The organism is Buttiauxella sp., assembly GCF_035271705.1.
GTDB lineage: Bacteria > Pseudomonadota > Gammaproteobacteria > Enterobacterales > Enterobacteriaceae > Buttiauxella.
Genome location: NZ_DATERI010000208.1, coordinates 1 through 21,765, shown reverse-complemented (window position 1 = coordinate 21,765; position 21,765 = coordinate 1). Strand labels below are relative to the sequence as shown.

The 21,765-nt window shown below is 49.2% G+C and carries 12 protein-coding genes and 1 pseudogene; 10 read left to right on the top strand and 3 right to left on the bottom strand.

All coding sequences use genetic code 11. The annotated features are described in order from the left end of the window. Positions 1–861, top strand: coding sequence for a ribokinase (locus VJY99_RS18400; RefSeq protein ID WP_324121057.1), 861 nt, complete (start codon positions 1–3; stop codon positions 859–861). 116 nt (positions 862–977) lie between these two features. Here the strand turns inward: VJY99_RS18400 and VJY99_RS18395 are convergent, their stop codons facing one another. Further along, positions 978–2,255, bottom strand: a complete 1,278-nt coding sequence (locus VJY99_RS18395; protein WP_324121055.1) for a PTS ascorbate transporter subunit IIC — start codon at positions 2,253–2,255, stop codon at positions 978–980. 585 nt (positions 2,256–2,840) lie between these two features. Here VJY99_RS18395 and VJY99_RS18385 point away from each other — a divergent pair. After that, a complete protein-coding gene (locus tag VJY99_RS18385; RefSeq protein WP_324121053.1) occupies positions 2,841–4,382 on the top strand; it encodes a cyclic diguanylate phosphodiesterase in 1,542 nt (513 codons plus the stop codon). A 62-nt stretch (positions 4,383–4,444) separates the two neighbouring features. On the opposite strand, the gene VJY99_RS18380 is transcribed toward VJY99_RS18385, so the two are convergent. Next, the gene (locus tag VJY99_RS18380) at positions 4,445–4,903 is read right to left on the bottom strand and encodes a (2Fe-2S)-binding protein (RefSeq protein ID WP_324121051.1); all 459 of its coding nucleotides are present in this window, start codon (positions 4,901–4,903) and stop codon (positions 4,445–4,447) included. A 10-nt stretch (positions 4,904–4,913) separates the two neighbouring features. After that, a complete protein-coding gene (locus VJY99_RS18375; RefSeq protein WP_324121049.1) occupies positions 4,914–8,132 on the bottom strand; it encodes a molybdopterin cofactor-binding domain-containing protein in 3,219 nt (1,072 codons plus the stop codon). A gap of 666 nt (positions 8,133–8,798) precedes the next feature. Here VJY99_RS18375 and VJY99_RS18370 point away from each other — a divergent pair. The 8 genes and pseudogenes from VJY99_RS18370 to VJY99_RS18335 form a co-directional block, all read left to right on the top strand. Further along, positions 8,799–10,205, top strand: coding sequence for a nucleobase:cation symporter-2 family protein (locus tag VJY99_RS18370; RefSeq protein ID WP_324121047.1), 1,407 nt, complete (start codon positions 8,799–8,801; stop codon positions 10,203–10,205). 516 nt (positions 10,206–10,721) lie between these two features. Further along, positions 10,722–11,909, top strand: coding sequence for a knotted carbamoyltransferase YgeW (ygeW, locus tag VJY99_RS18365; RefSeq protein WP_324121045.1), 1,188 nt, complete (start codon positions 10,722–10,724; stop codon positions 11,907–11,909). Between the two features lie 66 nt (positions 11,910–11,975). Beyond that, positions 11,976–13,175 (top strand): diaminopropionate ammonia-lyase, encoded by a 1,200-nt coding sequence (gene dpaL, locus VJY99_RS18360; protein WP_324121043.1) that lies wholly within the window; start codon positions 11,976–11,978, stop codon positions 13,173–13,175. A 72-nt stretch (positions 13,176–13,247) separates the two neighbouring features. After that, a complete protein-coding gene (locus tag VJY99_RS18355; protein WP_324121040.1) occupies positions 13,248–14,465 on the top strand; it encodes a YgeY family selenium metabolism-linked hydrolase in 1,218 nt (405 codons plus the stop codon). A 76-nt stretch (positions 14,466–14,541) separates the two neighbouring features. Beyond that, positions 14,542–15,474: a carbamate kinase gene (gene arcC, locus VJY99_RS18350; RefSeq protein WP_324121038.1), complete on the top strand. Its 933-nt coding sequence runs from the start codon at positions 14,542–14,544 to the stop codon at positions 15,472–15,474. 384 nt (positions 15,475–15,858) lie between these two features. Next, positions 15,859–18,966, top strand: a complete 3,108-nt coding sequence (ygfK, locus tag VJY99_RS18345; protein WP_324121077.1) for a putative selenate reductase subunit YgfK — start codon at positions 15,859–15,861, stop codon at positions 18,964–18,966. Positions 18,967–18,968: 2 nt separating this feature from the next. Further along, complete coding sequence (gene ssnA, locus VJY99_RS18340; protein WP_324121037.1) at positions 18,969–20,297, top strand: putative aminohydrolase SsnA; 1,329 nt, start codon at positions 18,969–18,971, stop codon at positions 20,295–20,297. Positions 20,298–20,550: 253 nt separating this feature from the next. Next, positions 20,551–21,765 (top strand): annotated as a pseudogene (locus VJY99_RS18335) (nucleobase:cation symporter-2 family protein); the annotation flags it as partial.

Genomic DNA, 21,765 nt, shown 5'->3' with positions numbered 1-21,765 from the left:
ATGGGTAAGATTTTAGTCACAGGTAGCCTTCATTACGACATCATTATCTACGCTCACCACCGGCCGGAAAAAGGTGAGACAGTGCTGGGTAGCGGTTGTTCCTACAAATTCGGTGGCAAAGGTGGCAATCAGGCTGTGTCCGCCGCAAGTGCTGGTGCGCAGGTGAGTTTTGTCGGTGCCGTTGGTGCGGATTCACAAGGGGACTTCCTGCGTTCAACACTTGAACAGAACGGCGTTGATACACGTTTTGTGGCTATCAACAACGAGGTTGCGTCAGGTATGAGCGTCGCTCTGATGGATGCTGAAGGCGATTATGGTGCAGTCGTTGTTTCAAACGCCAACAACTTGATCGACATTGGACAGTTTGCTGACGACTCCGTGTGGCATGACGTCGGGATATTATTGCTACAAAATGAAGTCCCGGAAGCTGTCAATCTTAGTGCGGCGAAACAGGCAAGGCAGCGCGGAATCAGCATTTGCCTGAATGCAGCACCGGCACGCGAACTTTGCAGCGAGATGAAATCCATGGTTGATCTGCTTGTGGTCAACGGCGTTGAAGCCCGCGATCTCAGCGGTATTCCGGTAAATAATTTATCCGATGCATGTGCAGCGACGGAATGGCTAAGCCAGCACTATCCGATGGTGGTCGTTACGGCAGGTGAACATGGCGTAGCCTGGTGTGAAACCGGGAATCGCTGTCATTCAATGCAAGCGGAAAAAGTGGAACTGGTTAGTACACACGGTGCAGGTGACTGTTTCATGGGGACGCTATGCACATCCTTGTTGCAGGGAGAATCTCTTTCTCACTCTGTTAAAAAAGCTAATTTCGCCGCAGCCAGACACGTTTCACGTAAAATATAGTAAGGCGATGGCAAGTAACACCGACATAAACGAAACAGGCATAGAGATCTCTCTATGCCTGTTCGTTTTGTGGGGAGCCTAAGAGGTGATTCTGGGCATCCGTGCTTTAATTTCGCTTAATAGAAGATTCGCAGAATATAATCCAGAATCAGCGAAGGTAAAGTAAAGTCTGGGTCTGCAAACGTTACGCCTTTAGCGCCGAGCTGGGAGAAAATCGGCAAGGTCAGAGCAGGCAATACGCATAACAACAATCCGTTAATACCACTTGCAATAACCGCTCCGCGGAAACCACCGGTCGCGTTACCAAAGATTGCCGCTGCACCGCCGGTAATAAAGCTTGCCATGATCCCTGGGACAATAATCGGTAAGCCAATAAACGGGAAGATTAAGATACACACCAACTCAACGGCGAAACTAATTAAGAAGCCGATTAAGGTTGCATTAGGAGCTTTAGTAAACAGCACCATAACGTCTACTGCTGGCACCGCACCTGGTGCAAACACACGAGCAAAGCCTTTAAACGCTGGAACGATTTCAGCCGTGAACAGATTAACGCCGGCTTTCGCAAGATACAGGCCGCAGGCAAAAGTAGCAGACTGTTCAAGAATGAAAATAACGACGTTTTTATCACCTGCACCTGCACCGTAAACCAGGGTCATTGCATCTTTGACCTGTGGCTGTGTTGCGAAGATGCAAGAGATAAGCAACAGCACTAACATGGTTAAAAGAGTCGCGATGTTAGGTTCGCGGATAAAATCGAATTTACTGCTGATATTCAGATGTTCTGTATCGGTACTTTTATTACCGAACCATTTACCCATATATGAGCCAATAATATATGAGGAGATAGCTGCGTGAGAAATAGCATACTCATTTGAACCGATAATTTCGCGGCTAAAACGGTTAAGAATAAATGGAGATACTGCCATATACGTTCCGATGATAAGGGAACATATAATGATCATTTGGTAGTTACTAAATCCGAACTGCATAAGAACGGCTGTCAGCGCAAATGCCATAAATAAAACAAGATGCAAAGACAAGTAAATGAATTTAAAACGCGTAAAGCGTGCGATCAGGATGTTCAAAATCATCGAGAACAGCAGGATTAATGCCGCTGTCGCACCAAGTTTATCGATAGTGGATGCCATAATAGCTTCGTTGCTAGGGACAACACCAACAATATCAAATGCTTTGGAGAACAGGGAGCTAAACGCCGTTAGCACCTTCATCAGAATGCTGCCACCTACTTTTATCATAGTAAAACCGATAAAAGAAAGCGCGGTACCTGTTATTAACCGGGAAATTGAAGCTTTTTGAAAAAGTAAACCCAGGAATGCAACAATCGCAATTATTACTGCGGGTGTTTTTACTAACCCTAATAATATATCCATTTTTTACCCATGTCGTGTGTATTTTATTCCCATGAAGGGGGTTATTACTGATGAGAATTAAACTGTAACTATATTATCACCTGGTATTTAGAACTATCTGATAGGCGCGTCACAAAAAGAAACAATGTTATTCAATATGTGAAATGGTGTTTCAAGTTGTTTGTTTGTTTTTTGTTGAGCAATTGTTTGGGTATCGTTTAGCAATCGTTTTGGAATTGTTTGGAAACAACCCGCTCTTCCGCAGTCATGCCTCGAGTGATTCTGTCGCATTAGGGTCGACAAATAATATGTTGAATAATTTTTGATGTAATATGTTGATACTATTGAAAAGTACCGTTGGCCGTGGGTGGCGAATGGAAGATGACCACAAAAAAATCAAAGGTCAGTGGAAATGTCTGTGCCGAGCGGTTGATACTTCGAGTAAACCAGCAATAAAAGTGGTGCAAATACGCTTGCTCTGGTTAACTTCAAAACCATAGTGCGACAGAAAATGATGTTTGAGTTCAGGAAATTGTGGGTAAATTAAGGCAAACACGCACGGATAAGCCTACCTTTGTTATATCGACTCCTAACCTAAGGATAGTCATGACTTTTTATCGCACAAAGGTGCGCCCACACTCTGCCCGGTTGTGGGGTGCATTGTTGGCGGGCCTGGTACCGATTGTGCTTGGGATCCCCATTACCTCCTGGCAAATGGCCACAGAGTTGAAACAGGATACTGAGGAGCGTTTGCATCATGCCAGGCGCATGTTCGATCGTACCCTGGACCATGCAGAGGAAGCTGCCAATGCTGTCAACGGCAGTGAGGGTAAGCCTTGTCTGGAGGTAGTCCAGAAGTTGAGGGATCAGGTGGCGGCTGTGCCGGATGTGCGCAGCATGAGCCTGGCCAACGGGGAAGACATCTACTGCACCTCACTTTATGGCCCCATTAAGTCGTACACCGAACTCGATGCCTACGTGGATGGTAGGCTTGATCTTATGAAGGGGAACCCGGTCACGCCGGATCGACCGCTCATCGTCTATCGGAAGTTTTCGGGGACATACAGCGTGATGGTGGGAATCGATGGCTACTATATTCTCAACACACTCGATATGTTGAGCCGAAGCACTGCCCTGGGGCTGGTGATTGGTCATGAGATGTTACTGCCAGATGGTCGGATCACCGAGCAGCTTTACTCCCCAGAAGCAGAAGGATACAAGGGGCTGAAATCTACAAAATACCCATACAGTGTCGTCACTCTGCTTCCCACCGAGGTGATTGGCGTCAACCTCTGGAATTACTCAAAAATCAGCTTCTTCATTTATCCCTTGCTGGGGCTACTGTTCGCAATTGGCGTGTTTCGGTTGATGGGGCGAACGACCTCACCCTTGCAAGATATGCGACGGGCTTTGGCTCAACAGGAGTTCATTCCCTATATACAGCCCGTAGTGGCAAGTGATGTCGCTGGCACTCTTTACTGGAGTGGCTGTGAAGTGCTGATGCGCTGGCAACATCCTGTCCAGGGCTTGATCCCGCCAGATCGATTCATTCCCCTTGCAGAGGACAGTGGTCTCATTAAGCCGATGACCGAATTGATGATGGCGCAGGTGCGGGATCATTTTGCCCCCTTTGCTGACCGACTACCCAAGGACTTCCACTTTGGTTTCAATATCAGCGCCTGCCATTGCAAGGACTTGAGTCTGGTGGAGGACTGCCGAAAATTCATCGATGCTTTCCGCGACAATCCCATCAAGTTAGTACTGGAGTTGACTGAACGGGAACTGCTAGTGGCAAACGAGGTGACCGATCGGTTATTTAGCGAGCTTCATGCACTGGGAGCATCCATCGCCATCGACGACTTTGGCACTGGCCACTCTTCCCTGACCTATCTGCAGAAGTTCAAGGTAGATCTCCTTAAGATCGACAAAAGCTTCGTCGGCATGATTGGTTCAGATGCGCTCTCTAGCCATATTGTTGAGAACGTCATCGATTTGGCGACCCGGCTTGGCCTGCAACTGGTGGCTGAAGGGGTAGAAACCGAAGTTCAGTCTGATTATCTGCGGGAGCGAAAAGTGTTTTTCCTTCAGGGTTATTTCTATGGCCGACCGATGCCGATGCCAGAATTTACCAGACAAATGAACCTCTGATTGATACGCAAATATAAAGGGCAATGGCAACAGGCCATTGCCCTTGGGGTCACCTGGATAGGTTATTTCTTCAGTGCGTGATGAATGGATTGGATAATCGGTTGGTAGCCTGTGCAGCGGCAGATATTTCCCTCTAAGGCGTCCATTAACTGTTCGTCACTCGGCGTAGGATGTTTTGCCAGCAGCGCAGAAGTACTCACCAACACACCAGGGGTACAGAAACCACATTGAACGCCGCCGTGTTCGACAAAGGCATCCTGCAGTTTCATCGCCATCGGATCATCCACTAATCCTTCCAGAGTCGTGATTTCAGCGCCATCACATTGCTGGGCTAATACCAGACATGAGCAGACGGCATTGCCATCCATAATCACAGTGCAGGCGCCACATTCACCTACCGCACAACCTTCTTTGGTGGCCGTTAAACTGAGCTTATCGCGAACCAAATCGAGCAGGCGCATGTTGCCTGTGACTTGAGCATCAAGGAGTTTACCGTTTACTTTGACTTTAATATTGCTCATCGCCACTTCCTTATGCACGTTTTGATTGATACAGGCTTTGTTGAGCCTCAGCCATCATGTCGCGGAACATATTGATAAATACCGGCTGTTTATAAGCAGCAGACCAGCGCTTACCAATGGCGGCATAGATCAACTTTTCCAGTTCATTGCAGGCCATGTTAATGGTTTCATCTGTCAGCGGGTGACCGATCAGGCAGCTTTCCACGCCTGGCAGACGTTGCGGTTTACTGAACAATGCCCCATCAACTAAACGACAATAATTGATGGCGCCATCAGCATCGCAAGCTATCAAGCAGGTCAGACTTTGCCGGGTGATATTCAGTGCATTTCTTCGCCCGAGTTGATGATAAAACGCGTGCGGAGTGGGCATTGGTGGGGGTGGCAAAATGACCTTAGTCATGAGCTCATCAGGGCGACGCTGAGTTTTATATCCTGACTGTATAAACTCGCATAAAGGCATGCGCCGGGTCCCTTCAAGCGACTGCAGTTCTATCTGGGCACTATAAATAATGGCCGGTGGAAGGGAGTCTCCACAAGGTGCGGCGTTCACCATATTTCCGCCGATGGTTGCGCGGTTGCGGATTTGGTTCGAGCCCACGGTCTTACAGGCTTTAGCGAGGAGCGGGTAAAGTTCCAGCACCCGTGGGTGCTCCACGATACGATTAAATGTTACTGCGGCACCGATGATTAACCCGCCGTCTTGCTCCGTGATTTGGGTAAGCTCCGGCAGGCGTGAAATATCGACCAGGTTCATGGGTTTGGTTTGTAAGCGGCCTTGCACAATCACATCCGTGCCGCCTGCAATAACGCTAACATTATCATTCGCCAATAACGTGAGCGCATCTTGCAAAGAAGTGGCGCGCGTTACAGTAACGTCAGTTAAGCGTAAGACCTGCTTCTTATTGTCGGTTTCAACCATGAGTTCGCTTTGTCGGGCGGGCTTTTTCAGGTTGTAGCCTAAAATCACCTGCTCCAGGGTGAGAGGGAGCTTATTGAATCGTGCTCCTAGTGCGAAGCTTAAGGCGTTATTAATTGCTGCGGCAGCTAATTCTGTTGCCGGTTCACCGATCCCTTTAGCCCCTAGTGGCCCAGCTAAATCAGGATTCTCTACACCAATAATGGTGATTTCGGGAATATCTTTAATGGTTGGGAGCAGGTAGGTATCAAAGTTTTCGGACTTAACTTTGCCATTTTCAATATTGAAGTCTTCCAGCAGAGCATAACCAAAGCCTTGGGCAATGCCGCCACTGACCTGGCCATTAAAGCCAACAGGATTAATCACATGTCCGACGTCGTGCGCGGCGGTAACATGCAATAAATCCGTTTTTCCGGTACTGGTGTTGACGCGGACCTCTGCGACCTGGCAACCATAAACCCACGTAAAGTACGGGCTACCGCAGCCTTTTTCCTCATCCCAGTGGATTGGTGGTGGCACAAACCAGCCAAATTCTGTCAGGCTCACACTGGCCCATTTGGTTTTATTCACCGCATTTTTGAAATCCATACTGAGGTCGGGATTATGTTTATTGGTGATCCTGCCGTCCTGCCATACCGTATCCGTCAATACAGATGTGCCAATTTGCTGGCCAATCACGCCTAAAATATTCTGTTTGATTTTGTTTGCGGCATCCAGAAGTGCACCGCCCCCGACCATCGTCCCGCGCGTGGCAGCAGTAGAACCCCCATCGCCAATAAAGGATGTTGGCGGCTCGCTGAACATAATCTCTGACAACGGTACGCCAAAACTTTTCGCTGTAATCAATGAGAGGGTGGTCTGTAAACCTTGCCCATTTTCCGATACCGACGTGGCAATATTAATGCTGCCATCTTCGTTAACCTGCACTAATGCCGTGGAGGTATCGACACCTTCAGCACCAATGGAGCACCCGCGATAGCTGAGTGCTAAACCGATGCCATAACGGTAAACGCCGCCTTTACTGTTAAGGTCTGCGTAGTGTTTTCTTTTGCTTTCAAATTCGGCAGAGGTGGTGGCTTTGTCTAAAACTTCATGGGTGGATACGGTGTGTTGGTCAAAAACCTGCCCGGTTATCGAGGTGTCGCCCTGCTTTAGCGCATTCAGTCTACGGATCTCTATCGGCGACATATTAAAGTGCGCGGCAATTTCATCCATCAGCGATTCATTGGCGAAAACGACCTGCGGGGAGCCGAATCCTCTCATCGCCGAGGTATAACTGTTATTGGTATAAACGCCCGTTACATCAATATGCACGTTGGGTATGCGATAAGGGCCGGCAGCCTGCACGGAACTGCGCCAGGTCACGAATGGGGTCGAAGCGGCATAACCGCCACTGTCGGCAAGGATATTGATTTTCATCGCCAAAATATGGCCCGCATTATCCAGGCCGACTTTATATTTCATTTTAAATGGGTGCCGCTTACAGCTCTCCAGAATAGAGTGTTCGCGGGTATAACAAAACTTAACAGGGCGACCGGTTAACGTCGTCAGCAAGGCAGAGCGGCAGGCCAGATGGTCGATAACATCATCTTTACCGCCAAACGAGCCGCCCATAACCGCGCGTTTGATATTAATATGCCCCTGCGGGCAGCCCATAAATCGGGCAACGAAACTGCGCACACGGTGAGGGTTTTGAATAGAGCCCGAAATGACTAAATGGCGCTCAGTGGGGTCAAGCCAGGTAAGAACCACTTCCGGTTCGATATAGGCGTGTTCCTGAAAACCTACCTCGTATTCGCGCTCCAGAATATGTTCGGCTGCGGCAAACCCGGCCTCGATATCACCTTTTATCGTGTGGTGATGAGCGGCGATATTATCGCCTTTATCTGGGTGTACCAGACGAGAGCCTTTGGCCAGTGCCTGTTCGACGTCAGTTATCGGTTCAAACGGTGTGTAGCTGATATGGATTTTATCTGCTGCCAGACAGGCTGCTTCATAGGTTTCAGCGGCAACAACGGCAATAACATCACCGTGAAACACCACTTCATCTTTAATGATGGGAAGATAGTCTTTGACCATAATGCCAACCATCGGCTCACCCGGTATATCCTGCCAGGTGGCGATTTTGACTACACCGTCAATGCTTAATGCTTCTGATAAATCGATATGTTCAACTTTACCGGCGGCGATATCAGCATAGCGACAAACGCCGTATAACATTCCTGGCAATGTCATATCATTGCCGTAAATGGCAGTGCCTCTGACTTTGGCTAATCCATCAACGCGACGGATTGCTGGGCGGGATTTATCCATAAAACTCTCCTTACGTAACGCTATTACGAACCTGCACCTTTGCAAGGTCATCAGAGATAGCAATTGTGAAAAGCGATGGAATGAGGCGGGATTTGAAAGGAAAAGCCGACACAGTCCATTTACGACAAAATAATATTCAATATTTGTGCCATAGATGGAATGGATATAGTCAGAATTCTTGATGTGCGATACCACTCGCATAAAATGGCTTGGCAAAGCCGTAACTTGGGAAATAAACATCCAGCGTAATAAATAAAAAGGCTGTTTCTTTATTAGATATCGATAAATCAATATGAGAAAATCCTCTCTTCAAATGATAAAACCTACCATTTTGATATTTTTATTTATGTTATCTGATGGTTATTATCCTTTCTTTGAATAGCGATCCATCGTGAATTTATAATGTAACTTTCCCCTCAGTTAATTATTAAGCGTGATATTTCTCCCAGTTATTCACTTTCCCTCTGCTTTGTGCTGCTCATAAATTAAAACGTGCATGTTCTGTGCATAGTTGGCATATGCACAAATTTCTAATCTGATTTTGGTAAAAACAAGCAAATATTTGTGCTGATGAAACGCTGTACATCCGTAAACAGGGAAGCCAAGGCTTTCGAATCGTAGCTGGTTAACATTTTCATTAACTGAGCCGTACAGGAGTATGTGTCCATGAGCGTCATAAATACCGATTTAAAAGGAAAAGCTAACCCAACAGAGCAACCCGTGGATGAGGTTGAGCGTCATCTGCCAATAGCTCAACTGTTCACGCTGGGTTTGCAGCATGTTTTAGTCATGTATGCTGGTGCCGTGGCGGTACCGCTGGTTATCGGTGGCAGTTTAGGGTTACCGAAAGAGCAAATTGCCTTTTTGATCAGTGCCGATCTGTTTTGTTGTGGAATAGTGACGTTATTGCAATGTTTGGGTGTGGGTCGTTTGATCGGTATTCGTTTGCCGGTGATCATGTCCGTGACCTTTGCGGCCGTAACACCGATGGTGGCCATTGGTGCCGATCCCACGATTGGCCTTACCGGGATTTTTGGCGCAACCATTGCCTCCGGGATTATCGCGACGTTGCTGGTCCCCGTCATTGGTCGCCTGATGCCTTTATTTCCTACCGTGGTGACCGGTGTGGTCATCACCTCTATCGGCATCAGCATTATGCAGGTTGGGATTCACTGGGCAGCAGGCGGTAAGGGCAATCCCGATTATGGTAATCCTCTCTACCTCGGCACTTCATTAGTCGTCCTTGTGTTTATTCTGCTCGTTACGCGCTATGCAAAAGGATTCCTGAGTAATATTTCCGTATTGCTGGGCATACTTTTTGGCTTCGGTATCGCAGCGGCCATGGGAAAGGTGAGCTTCGCGGGAATAGCTGATGCGCCATGGTTTGCACCGATTAAGCCTTTCGCTTTTGGTTGGCCTACATTCGAACCGGTATCCATTATTACCCTGACGGTCGTGATGCTGATCACCTTCATTGAGTCGATGGGGATGTTTCTGGCACTGGGTGATATTGTGGGCCGGCCAACCAAACAAGAAGATATTATGCGTGGCCTACGTGTGGATGGGATTGGCACCGTCATTGGGGGGGTATTTAATAGTTTCCCTCATACGTCATTTTCGCAAAACGTGGGTCTGGTGAGCGTGACCGGTATATCCAGTCGCTGGGTCTGCGTGATGTCCGGAGGCATATTAATAACCTTTGGTTTAATTCCTAAAATGGCATTGGTAGTGGCCTCTGTTCCACAGTTTGTATTAGGTGGTGCCGGTATTGTGATGTTTGGCATGGTGCTCGCGACCGGCATTCGTATTCTTTCCCGTGTTAATTACACGACTAACCGTTATAACCTTTATATCGTTGCGATAAGCCTGGGTATAGGCATGATCCCCGTCGTATCTCATGATTTCTTCAGTCAACTCCCTGCGGCTATTCAACCTTTACTACACAGCGGCATTCTTCTCGCCACGGTTAGCGCCGTTATTTTGAATTATTATTTCAATGGTTATAAACCTGACGGCGCTACAGATAAAGAGCCGTCAGATCAACGGGTTGATAAGGTGGAGGTTAAGGAATAATGAGCATAAACAGGGGGTAAGAATGACCACATTCTCATCCCAGGATTGACCCATACTCATCAGCTTCATTGAATATATGACGACTAAAAAACGAAACCGACAGGTCTGTAACGGGCCTGCCGGTTTCTGTCATTTTGGATTTTTTTTTGAGCGAATTCTCGCTCTGATATCAACATGATAATAGTCAGGATGGTTTTATCAAATTGAATGCATGGCGCGTGGTAAAACTGATATTTTTTTATTTACCCCCCGATTCCTGGAAAATAAAGGAACACGGAAAGGTGCTTTCTTTTCTGTTACCAGAGATCAATTTTATGGATATCCAGCTTTATTTTGTGACACCTCACGCATAATTTAGCCAATACAGAGATGTCATTTATCTTACTCGTGGTTTTGGCACACTTCTTGTTACTCATATGATATCGCTGTGTAACGCTATTCCGGATGTTCTCTTATTTTCCGCATAGGTGTAGCAGCATCACTCAATGACAATTATCTCACTGCCAGGGGTTTACGATGAAAACTGTTAACGAACTGATCAAAGACATCAATAAACATAAAACTAATCTCCATGAAAAAGACTTTCTGCTGACATGGGAGCAAACGCCTAAAGAGCTGGAGCAAGTCCTCGACGTAGCGGCAGCACTCAAGTCAATGCGCGCAGAAAACATTGCCACTAACGTTTTCAAAAATGGTTTGGGTATTTCAGTATTCCGCGATAACTCAACCCGCACCCGTTTTTCTTATGCTTCAGCCCTGAATTTGTTGGGTCTTGCCCAGCAGGATCTGGATGAAGGCAAATCACAAATCGCCCACGGTGAAACGGTACGTGAAACCGCCAACATGATCTCCTTCTGTGCCGATGCGATTGGTATTCGCGACGATATGTTCCTCGGTGCCGGCAACGCCTATATGCGTGAAGTGGGGGCCGCACTGGATGAAGGTTTTGAGCAGGGCGTGTTGCCACAGCGTCCGGCCCTGATCAACCTGCAATGTGATATTGACCACCCAACACAATCCATGGCGGATTTGGCCTGGCTGCGTGAGCATTTTGGTTCGCTGGAAAACCTCAAAGGGAAAAAAATCGCCATGACCTGGGCGTACTCCCCAAGCTACGGCAAGCCACTGTCGGTTCCACAGGGCATCATCGGCCTGATGACCCGCTTTGGTATGGACGTCACACTGGCTCATCCAGAAGGTTATGACCTGATCCCGGATGTGGTTGAAGTGGCCAAAAATAACGCCAAAGCATCCGGTGGTAGCTTCCGTCAGGTCAACAGCATGGAAGAAGCGTTTAAAGATGCTGACATCGTTTATCCGAAGTCATGGGCGCCGTATCTGGTGATGGAGCAACGTACCGAACTGTTGCGTGCCAACGATCACGACGGCCTGAAAGCGCTTGAGAAAGCGTGCCTTGAGCAGAACGCGAAACATAAAGATTGGCACTGTACTGAAGAGATGATGGAGCTGACCCACAAGGGTGAAGCCCTGTATATGCACTGCCTGCCTGCCGACATCAGCGGCGTCTCCTGTAAAGAGGGTGAGGTCACCGAGGGTGTATTCGAAAAATACCGTATCGCGACCTACAAAGAAGCCAGCTGGAAGCCTTATATCATCGCGGCAATGATCCTCTCGCGTAAATATTCTAAACCCGGTGCGGTGCTGGAGCAGTTGCTTAAGGAAGAGCAACAGCGCGTCAAATAAATTATCAGGCCAGCCTGCGGGCTGGCCACCAGCTAGCACGAATTTTATGCAGGATGAGGTGGAACTATGTCTGTGTTCTCATTGAAGATCGAAATTGCCAATAACCATTTCTTTACCGGTGAAACATCGCCGCTGTTTTCACAACAACAGGCCCAACAGGCTCGCGCCTTCCACAAAAAAATTACCGGTTATCAACCCACACCGCTTTATGCACTTGATGAACTGGCGGGGTTGTTTGGCGTTAAGAAGATACTGGTAAAAGACGAATCGCAGCGTTTTGGCCTTAACGCCTTCAAGATGCTGGGCGGTGCTTACGCCATCGCACAATTGCTGTGCGAAAAATATCAGCTGAATATCAACGAATTTACCTTCGAAACACTCAAAACATCGATCAGTCAAAAAATGACGTTTGCCACTACGACTGATGGTAATCACGGGCGTGGCGTTGCCTGGGCGGCAAAACAGTTGGGTCAAAACGCCGTGATTTACATGCCGAAAGGCTCAGCGCGCGAACGCGTGGATGCAATCCTCAATCTGGGTGCCGAATGTATCGTCACCGATATGAACTATGACGACACCGTGCGCCTGACCATGAAGAACGCCCAGCAAAACGGTTGGGAAGTGGTCCAGGACACCGCCTGGGAAGGGTATACCAAAATCCCAACCTGGATAATGCAGGGCTACGCCACACTGGCTGACGAAGCCGTTGAACAAATCTCATCAATGGGGATAACCCGCCCGACTCACGTTTTCCTGCAGGCCGGAGTAGGGGCAATGGCCGGTGGTGTACTCGGTTATCTGGTCGATACCTATGGCGCGAATAATTTGCGCTCCGTCATTGTGGAACCTGAACTGGCTGACTGCGTTTACCGCTCTGGTGTAAAAGGCGAAATCGTCAACGTCGGCGGCGATATGGCGACCATCATGGCGGGTCTGGCGTGTGGTGAACCTAACCCGCTGGGCTGGAAAGTGCTTCGCGACTGCGCCACGCAATTTATCTCCTGCCAGGACACCGTTGCCGCACTGGGTATGCGTGTTCTGGGCAACCCACTGGGCAAAGATCCGCGCGTGGTATCGGGTGAGTCCGGTGCGGTTGGGCTGGGTGTGTTAGCCGCCGTGCACTATCACCCACAGCGTGAGGTCCTGATGCAACAACTGGGGTTAGATAAACACTCAGTCGTGCTGGTTATCAGTACCGAGGGAGACACTGACGTAAAAAATTATCGGGAAATAGTCTGGCAGGGTAAATACCCCGCCGGTTTTTGAGTTACCCCCACCTATTCGCATTCGTATTTAATATTCCCGAGGATCGGGAATGAAATGACTGGAGAGAACAACATGGCTAAGCACATTCCATTCCAACTGATTTTGGAAAAAGCAAATCACTACCAGGCTGATATGACGAAATTCCTGCGCGATATGATCGCCATTCCCAGCGAAAGCTGCGATGAAAAACGCGTAGTCCATCGCATTAAAGAAGAGATGGAAAAAGTGGGTTTCGACAAAGTTGAAATTGACCCAATGGGTAACGTTCTTGGCTACATCGGGCATGGTCCACGCCTGGTCGCCATGGATGCACACATTGATACTGTTGGCATCGGTAACATTAAAAACTGGACTTTTGATCCCTATGCGGGGATGGAAACGGACGAACTGATCGGCGGGCGTGGCGCCTCCGACCAGGAAGGCGGCATGGCCTCAATGGTGTACGCCGGTAAAATTATTAAAGATCTGGGTCTGGAAGATGAATACACATTACTGGTGACCGGTACGGTTCAGGAAGAAGACTGTGATGGTCTGTGCTGGCAGTACATCATTGAACAATCAGGTATTCGTCCAGAATTTGTGGTCAGTACTGAACCGACTGATTGCCAGATTTATCGTGGCCAGCGTGGGCGCATGGAAATCCGTGTGGAAGTGCAGGGGATTAGCTGCCATGGCTCCGCACCAGAACGCGGTGATAACGCTATCTTCAAAATGGGCCCAATTCTTAATGAGCTACAGGGGCTTTCACAGCAACTGGGTCATGACGAATTCCTCGGTAAAGGGACGCTGACCGTCTCTGAAATCTTCTTTACCTCACCAAGCCGTTGTGCGGTTGCCGATAGCTGTGCGGTTTCAATCGACCGTCGTCTCACCTGGGGTGAAACATGGGAAGGTGCACTGGAAGAAATTCGTGCCCTGCCTGCGGTTCAGCAAACCAACGCGGTTGTCTCTATGTACAACTATGACCGCCCATCCTGGACCGGTCTGGTCTATCCGACCGAGTGCTACTTCCCGACCTGGAAAGTTGAAGAGAACCACTTCACCGTCAGAGCGTTGAGCGACGCATACGAAGGTTTATTCCGCAAACAACCGGTGGTTGATAAGTGGACCTTCTCCACCAACGGGGTCTCCATCATGGGACGTCACGGTATTCCGGTGATTGGTTTTGGCCCAGGTAAAGAGCCAGAAGCTCATGCTCCTGACGAAAAAACCTGGAAATCACACCTTGTGACCTGTGCAGCAATGTACGCCGCTATCCCACTGACCTGGCTGGCCGCAGAAAAACACTAATCTCCCCCTGTTTTAACCCCGGCAGTGGATGCCGGGGTTATCAGCCGTCTGACCCAAAATCAAAAGTGAGGAAAGGATGAGTAAAAAAATTGTTCTCGCCCTCGGCGGAAATGCCTTAGGTGATGATCTTGCCGGGCAAATGGAAGCGGTTAAATGCACATCACGAGCGATTGTCGATTTGATAGCGCAAGGCCATCAGGTCGTGGTCACCCACGGTAATGGCCCGCAGGTCGGGATGATTAACCTGGCATTTGAAGCAGCAGCAAAAACTGAAGCGCACTCGCCTATGCTGCCCATGTCAGTCTGTGTTGCTCTGAGCCAGGGTTACATTGGTTACGATTTGCAAAACGCCCTGCGTGAAGAGTTGCTGGCGCGCAACATTCACAAGCCGGTGACGACGCTTATCACTCAGGTCGAAGTGGATGCCAACGACCCGGCCTTCCTCAACCCGAGTAAGCCGATTGGTTCATTCTTTAGCAAAGAAGAAGCCGAACAGATGGCGCTGAAAGGCACGGTGATGAAAGAAGATGCGGGACGCGGTTATCGTCGTGTTGTCGCCTCGCCTAAGCCGATAGATATTATTGAGAAAGAGACAGTCAAAACCCTGATGGATGCAGGACAGGTCGTTATCACTGTGGGTGGCGGCGGGATCCCGGTTATCCGTGAGGGTAATCACCTGCGTGGTGCCAGTGCGGTTATCGACAAAGACTGGGCCAGTGCCAGACTTGCCGAAATGATCGATGCAGATATGCTTATCATCCTGACTGCTGTGGAAAAAGTGGCCATTAACTATGGCAAACCTAATGAGCAATGGCTTGATCGCCTGTCGTTGGCGGATGCGCAACGCTTTATTGATGAGGAGCATTTTGCCAAAGGTTCTATGCTGCCTAAAGTTGAAGCGGCCCTCTCTTTTGCTCGTTCGCGCACTGGGCGTGAAGCACTGATAACCGTGCTAAGCAAAGCCAAAGAAGGTATTGAGGGGAAAACCGGCACTATTATCAGCCAGTAGTAAAAATATCAGCAGTAGTTATCAGCCAGTAGTAAAAAATCGGGGCGCATCTGCGCCCCGTATCTTCTAAATATCACCGCAATATCTCCCTTATCAAGATGATAATTAAAAATTCCTTTTGAGAATTTATAATTAAACTCACGCATAAACAAAAATAATAAAATCAGAACGCCTGTTAGCGCTATTTTAATCCCTATTCTAACTCTCATTTTACTGAGTGATTCATTTCACAAATAGGTGTCGATAAGAGAGTTGCTTCACAGTTCAGTGTATTCCCTGTCAGCCTAAATAATATCTGGTTCGATTGTTGCTTTTATTATTCCATCTGCCGGAGGACTGACGAATTCCGGTTATTCAATTATGAATATCTGTAAGGAGAGAATGATGGGTGATATTATGCGTCCCGTTCCGTTCGAGGAACTTTTGACACGCATTTTCGATGAATACCAGCAACAACGCTCTATCTTTGGTATTCCTGAACACCAGTTTTATCAACCTGCTCAATGTCAGCCTACTACTGTGTTTGGCGAAACCTGCGCAACACCGGTTGGTCCAGCCGCAGGTCCGCATACGCAGTTAGCACAAAACATCATCACGTCATGGTTGACGGGTGGCCGGTTTATGGAACTGAAAACCGTACAAATTCTTGACCGACTGGAGATTGAAAAACCGTGTATTGACGCCGAGGATGAGTGCTTCAATACCGAATGGTCTACCGAGTTCACACTCCTCAAAGCCTGGGATGAGTACCTGAAAGCTTGGTTTATTTTGCATCTGCTGGAAACCGTTTTTGAGGCACGCAACGCTGGGGAAGACAAATCGTTTATCTTCAATATGAGCGTTGGCTACAACCTCGAGGGGATTAAGCAGCCGCCAATGCAGCAGTTTATCGACAATATGATGAACGCAGCGGATCACCCTAAATTTGCTGAATATTGCCAGATACTCAATCAGAAACTGAATAGCACGACCTTCCTGAAGGCACTACATCCGCAACAGAACACCGCCCAGCTCGCGACTCTGGCCGAACGTATCCCGGCGCAACTGGTACAGGGTGTGACCCTCTCCACCATGCACGGTTGCCCGCCGAATGAAATCGAAGCCATTTGTCGCTATATGCTCGAAGAGAAAGCGCTCAATACCTTCGTCAAACTCAATCCCACGTTGCTGGGTTATCCGCGGGTCCGTGAAATCCTCGATACCTGCGGTTTCGATTACATCGGGCTGAACGAAGAATCGTTTGACCATGATCTGAAACTGGATCAGGCGCTGGCTATGTTGCAACGGCTGGTGGCGCTGGCAAAAGAAAAAAACCTGGGTTTCGGCGTCAAGCTGACCAACACCCTTGGCACCATCAACAATAAAAACGCGCTGCCGGGTGAAGAGATGTATATGTCAGGCCGTGCGCTCTTCCCGCTGTCGATTAATGTGGCAGCATTGCTGTCACGCGCCTTCAACGGGACGTTGCCGATTTCCTATTCCGGTGGGGCCAGCCAACTCACCGTTCGCGATATATTTGAAACCGGTATTCGCCCAATAACCATGGCCACCGACTTGCTGAAACCAGGCGGCTATTTGCGCATGAGTGAATGCTTACGCGAGCTGGAAAATTCTGATGCGTGGGGGATGCAGTCAGTCGATGTTGCACGCCTGGATGCACTCGCCAGCAAAGCGGTCAGCATGGAGTACACGCAGAAAAACTGGAAGTCAGAAGAGCGCATTAACGTCGCTGAAAAGCTGCCGCTGACGGATTGCTACATCGCGCCTTGCGTGACCGCCTGCGCCATCAAACAAGACATTCCGGAATATATCCGTTTATTGGGCGAAGGCCGTTATACCGATGCACTGGAAGTTATCTACCAACGCAACGCGTTACCTGCGATCACCAGCCATATTTGCGATCACCAGTGCCAACTCAACTGTACCCGTCTGGACTATGACAGCGCGCTGAATATTCGTGAGTTGAAGAAAGTCGCACTGGAAAAGGGCCTGGAAGGCTACAAACAACGCTGGTTTAAGCCTGCAGGCTCAGGTTCTCGCCACCCAGTTGCTGTGATTGGTGCAGGTCCAGCAGGGCTTTCAGCGGGTTATTTCCTCGCACGTGCCGGACACCCGGTGACAATATTTGAACGAGAAAAAAATGCGGGTGGCGTCGTGAAAAACGTCATTCCTCAGTTCCGTATTCCCGGCGAAATTATCCAGCAGGATATTGATTTCGTTGCCGCTCACGGAGTGAAATTCGAATATGGCTGCAATCCACAACTCACGGTTGCGCAACTGAAAGACCAAGGTTTCCACTATGTCATGGTGGGCACCGGAACGGATAAAAACAGTGGCGTTAAGCTTGATGGGGACAATCGTAATGTCTACAAATCGCTGTCTTTCTTGCGTGACTACAACCGTGGCGTAAACCTGGACTTGGGTAAACAAGTCGCAGTAGTCGGTGCTGGCAACACGGCAATGGACTGTGCTCGTGCGGCACTGCGTGTCCCTGGCGTGCAGTCGGTGACGGTTATCTACCGTCGTACTCAGGCGGAAATGCCAGCCTGGCGTGAAGAATATGAAGAAGCGCTGACAGATGGCGTGAAGTTTATGTTCCTCAGTAACCCGGAGAACTTTGCTAAAAATGGTTTACTGACCGTCCGGGTGATGGAGTTGGGTGAGCCCGACGAGTCAGGTCGCCGCCGCCCGGTTGCCAGCGACAGCAGCAAAATCCTGCATTTTGATGCCCTGATCACGGCCATCGGCGAACAACAGGATTGCGAAGCTCTGGCAGCAATGGGGGTACCGCTTGATAAGCAAGGCTGGCCGGAGGTCATCAACGATACCGGAGAAACCAGCGAACCTGGGTTGTTCCTGATTGGCGATGTCCAGAGTGGCCCATCGTCAATTGTTGCTGCTATCGGCACTGCCCGTCGCGCGACCGATACTATCCTGCAACGTGAGAATATTCGTTCTCACTTCGGCGATAAATACTGGAACAATGTCGATCCGCAGCGCCTCTACGAGCGTAAGGGGCGTATCACCGTCAATCTGGTTGATAAAGACAGTCGCGAGGCGTTTGTCCAACAGGAATCAGAACGCTGTCTGGAATGTAACTACGTTTGCAGCAAGTGCGTGGACGTCTGTCCGAACCGCGCCAACGTCTCCATCGCCGTCCCCGGCTTCAATAATCGCTACCAGACTCTGCACCTTGACGCTTTCTGCAACGAATGTGGCAACTGTGCGCAATTCTGCCCATGGCAAGGCAAACCGTATAAAGACAAGCTGACCGTTTTCAGCCTGCCTGAAGACTTTGCCAACAGCAGCAACCCGGGTTTCCTGGTCGAAGACAACCGCATCAGCATCCGTCAAAACGATCAGGTCTGGCAGTTATTGATTGATGCCAGTAGCCAGTTCCTCGAGGAGCCTGAACAGCTTAAAGAGACATGCCGGATTATCAGTCATGTGCATAAGCATCATCACTATCTTTTAGGACGGGTGGAGGTTTAATCATGTTGGTACTCAAAAATGTCACTGCCGTGCAGTTAAACCCAGCCTGGGTTCAGGAAAACATCGATATTGCCATTGAAGGCAGCGAAATTATCGATGTGGGTGCGAACTTGAGTGGGTACTACCCTGCAGCGACAGTGAAAGAGATGCACGGTCGCATCGTCATGCCGGGAATGGTCTGCGCCCATAACCATTTCTACTCCGGATTATCGCGCGGCATCACGGCGCAGATCCCACCGAGCCCTGACTTTATCTCCACGCTGAAAAATCTGTGGTGGCGGCTGGATAGGGCACTCGACGAGGAGACGCTTTATTACAGTGGGGTAATTTGTGCCCTGGAAGCGATTAAAAGTGGCTGTACGTCGGTCATCGACCACCATGCTTCGCCTCACTATATCGCCGGTTCGCTCAATACGTTACGCAAGGCGTTCCTGAAGACTGGGCTGCGCGGGATGACCTGCTTTGAAACCACCGACCGTAATGGTGGCCTGGAAGAGCTGCAAGCTGGCGTCGAAGAAAATATCAACTTCGCACAACTGATTGATAAAGCACGTGTTGCGGGTAAAGAACGCTATCTGGTAGAAGCCCATATCGGGGCACACGCCCCGTTTACCGTATCGAATGCCGGTCTTGCCTTGCTGCGCGGTGCCATCAAGCAAACGGGACGCGGTCTGCATATCCATGCTGCAGAAGATCTTTACGACGTGTCACACAGCCATGACAAATATGGTAAGGACCTGCTGGCTCGCCTTGCCGAGTTTGACCTTATCGACAACAAGACCCTGATTGCACACGGTCTTTATCTCTCAACCAGCGATATTCAGCTACTAAACGAAAAGGATGGTTTCCTCGTTCACAATGCCCGCTCCAACATGAACAATCATGTGGGCTACAACCATCAATTGCCCCAGTACCGCAACCTGGCGCTGGGAACGGATGGCATCGGCTCCGATATGTTCGAAGAACTGAAATTCGCCTATTTCAAACACCGGGATGCAGGGGGTTCACTGTGGCCGGACAGCTTTGCCCGTTTCCTTGGCAACGGAAATGAGCTGTTGGCACGTAATTTCAATGCGCAATTTGGCTGCTTGAAAGCAGGCTATAAAGCAGATCTTACCATTTGCGATTATCCGTCACCTACGCCGCTCAAAGCTGAAAACATCGGCGGTCATCTGGCCTTTGGCCTGGGTTCAAGCAGTGTTCACAGCGTGATGGTAGACGGCGTGATGGTCTACGAGGACCGCCAGTTCGCCTTTGACTGTGAGCCAATCTATGCCGAAGCCAGAAAAGTGGCGGCGAAAATGTGGCGACGCATGGACGCAGGTATTTAATCATCATCGATCTTCGCACCTGGGGTGCGAAGTCTTTCTGTGAGATTGCTGTCAATGGCGTCTTGAAGGTAACACCGTTCATTTAAGCCAATGAATGAGGGGAAACTCCGGGATTGGGTTCCCGGAGGGCCGCCAAACCCGGTGGTCGCACCGGATATCTCGTTCTTAAACTCACGATGTTTGCCTTGAAGATGCCACTCACTCTGATTTATCGGTTTAACAATAAAGTTCTATTTGTCACAGGAGTGTACAAATGTCTGATATTAAAAGTACCGAGTCCGAGCTTCTTTATCAGTTAGAGGATAAGCCACCGTTTTTCCAGTCACTGGTCGGTGCGATTACCCACCTTTTAGCGATTTTTGTCCCGATGGTGACACCGGCATTAATCGTAGGAACCTCACTGCAACTGTCGACTGACACCATTACTTATCTGGTCTCCATGGCGATGATCGCCTCAGGTATTGGTACCTGGTTACAGGTACATCGCTATGGCCCGATAGGTTCCGGGTTGTTATCGATTCAGTCGGTTAACTTCTCTTTCGTTACCGTCATGATTGCCCTTGGCGGGGCGATGAAAAAAGATGGTCTTCATGAGGAGTTGATCCTCTCTTCTATGCTGGCGGTATCGTTTGTTGGGGCATTTCTGGTGGTGGGATCGTCCTTTATTCTGCCGATGCTCAAACGCGTCATTACACCAACCGTCAGCGGAATCGTGGTGCTGATGATTGGCCTGAGCCTGATCAAAATCGGTATTATCGATTTTGGTGGTGGCTTCGCCGCCAAGAGTAGCGGCACTTTTGGCAATTATGAAAATATCGGCGTCGGGTTATTGGTGTTGATTGTGGTTATCGGTTTTAACTGCTGTCGCAATCCATTAGTGCGTATGGCTGGCATTGCCATCGGGATGATTGTGGGTTACATCACCGCGCTCTGCCTGGGTATGGTGGATTTCAGCACCATGCATGATCTGCCGCTCATCACCGTTCCGGTACCCTTTAAATACGGTTTCACCTTTGATTTTGGCCAGTTCTTGTTAGTCGGCACGATTTATCTGCTCAGTGTGCTGGAAGCGGTAGGCGCCATTACCGCCACCGCCATTGTTTCGGAGCAACCCGTTGAAGGCGAGGAGTATCAGACGCGTTTGAAAGGTGGCGTGCTGGCTGACGGGCTGGTTTCCGTTATCGCATCCGCGCTCGGCTCATTACCTCTGACCACTTTCTGACAAAATAATGGTGTGATTCAGATGACTGGGGTGGCTTCGCGTCACATTGGGAAGTTCATTGCTATCATATTGATAGTATGTGGATTCTTCCCGGTTATCGGTCGTTTCTTTACCACCGTTCCATCCGCTGTTTTAGGCGGCGCGATGACATTAATGTTTTCAATGATCGCCATCGCTGGGATCCGCATCATCATCTCGAATGGTCTGCATCGCCGTGAAACGTTGATTGTTGCCACCTCACTGGGG

What these genes read in the sequence shown, in the direction of transcription:
- ygfK (WP_324121077.1), top strand. Translation starts at nt 15,859, where the DNA reads ATGGGTGATATTATGCGTCCCGTTCCGTTCGAGGAACTTTTGACACGC.
- ssnA (WP_324121037.1), top strand. Translation starts at nt 18,969, where the DNA reads ATGTTGGTACTCAAAAATGTCACTGCCGTGCAGTTAAACCCAGCCTGG.
- VJY99_RS18400 (WP_324121057.1), top strand. Translation starts at nt 1, where the DNA reads ATGGGTAAGATTTTAGTCACAGGTAGCCTTCATTACGACATCATTATC.
- dpaL (WP_324121043.1), top strand. Translation starts at nt 11,976, where the DNA reads ATGTCTGTGTTCTCATTGAAGATCGAAATTGCCAATAACCATTTCTTT.
- ygeW (WP_324121045.1), top strand. Translation starts at nt 10,722, where the DNA reads ATGAAAACTGTTAACGAACTGATCAAAGACATCAATAAACATAAAACT.
- VJY99_RS18385 (WP_324121053.1), top strand. Translation starts at nt 2,841, where the DNA reads ATGACTTTTTATCGCACAAAGGTGCGCCCACACTCTGCCCGGTTGTGG.
- arcC (WP_324121038.1), top strand. Translation starts at nt 14,542, where the DNA reads ATGAGTAAAAAAATTGTTCTCGCCCTCGGCGGAAATGCCTTAGGTGAT.
- VJY99_RS18380 (WP_324121051.1), bottom strand. Translation starts at nt 4,903, where the DNA reads ATGAGCAATATTAAAGTCAAAGTAAACGGTAAACTCCTTGATGCTCAA.
- VJY99_RS18370 (WP_324121047.1), top strand. Translation starts at nt 8,799, where the DNA reads ATGAGCGTCATAAATACCGATTTAAAAGGAAAAGCTAACCCAACAGAG.
- VJY99_RS18355 (WP_324121040.1), top strand. Translation starts at nt 13,248, where the DNA reads ATGGCTAAGCACATTCCATTCCAACTGATTTTGGAAAAAGCAAATCAC.
- VJY99_RS18375 (WP_324121049.1), bottom strand. Translation starts at nt 8,132, where the DNA reads ATGGATAAATCCCGCCCAGCAATCCGTCGCGTTGATGGATTAGCCAAA.
- VJY99_RS18395 (WP_324121055.1), bottom strand. Translation starts at nt 2,255, where the DNA reads ATGGATATATTATTAGGGTTAGTAAAAACACCCGCAGTAATAATTGCG.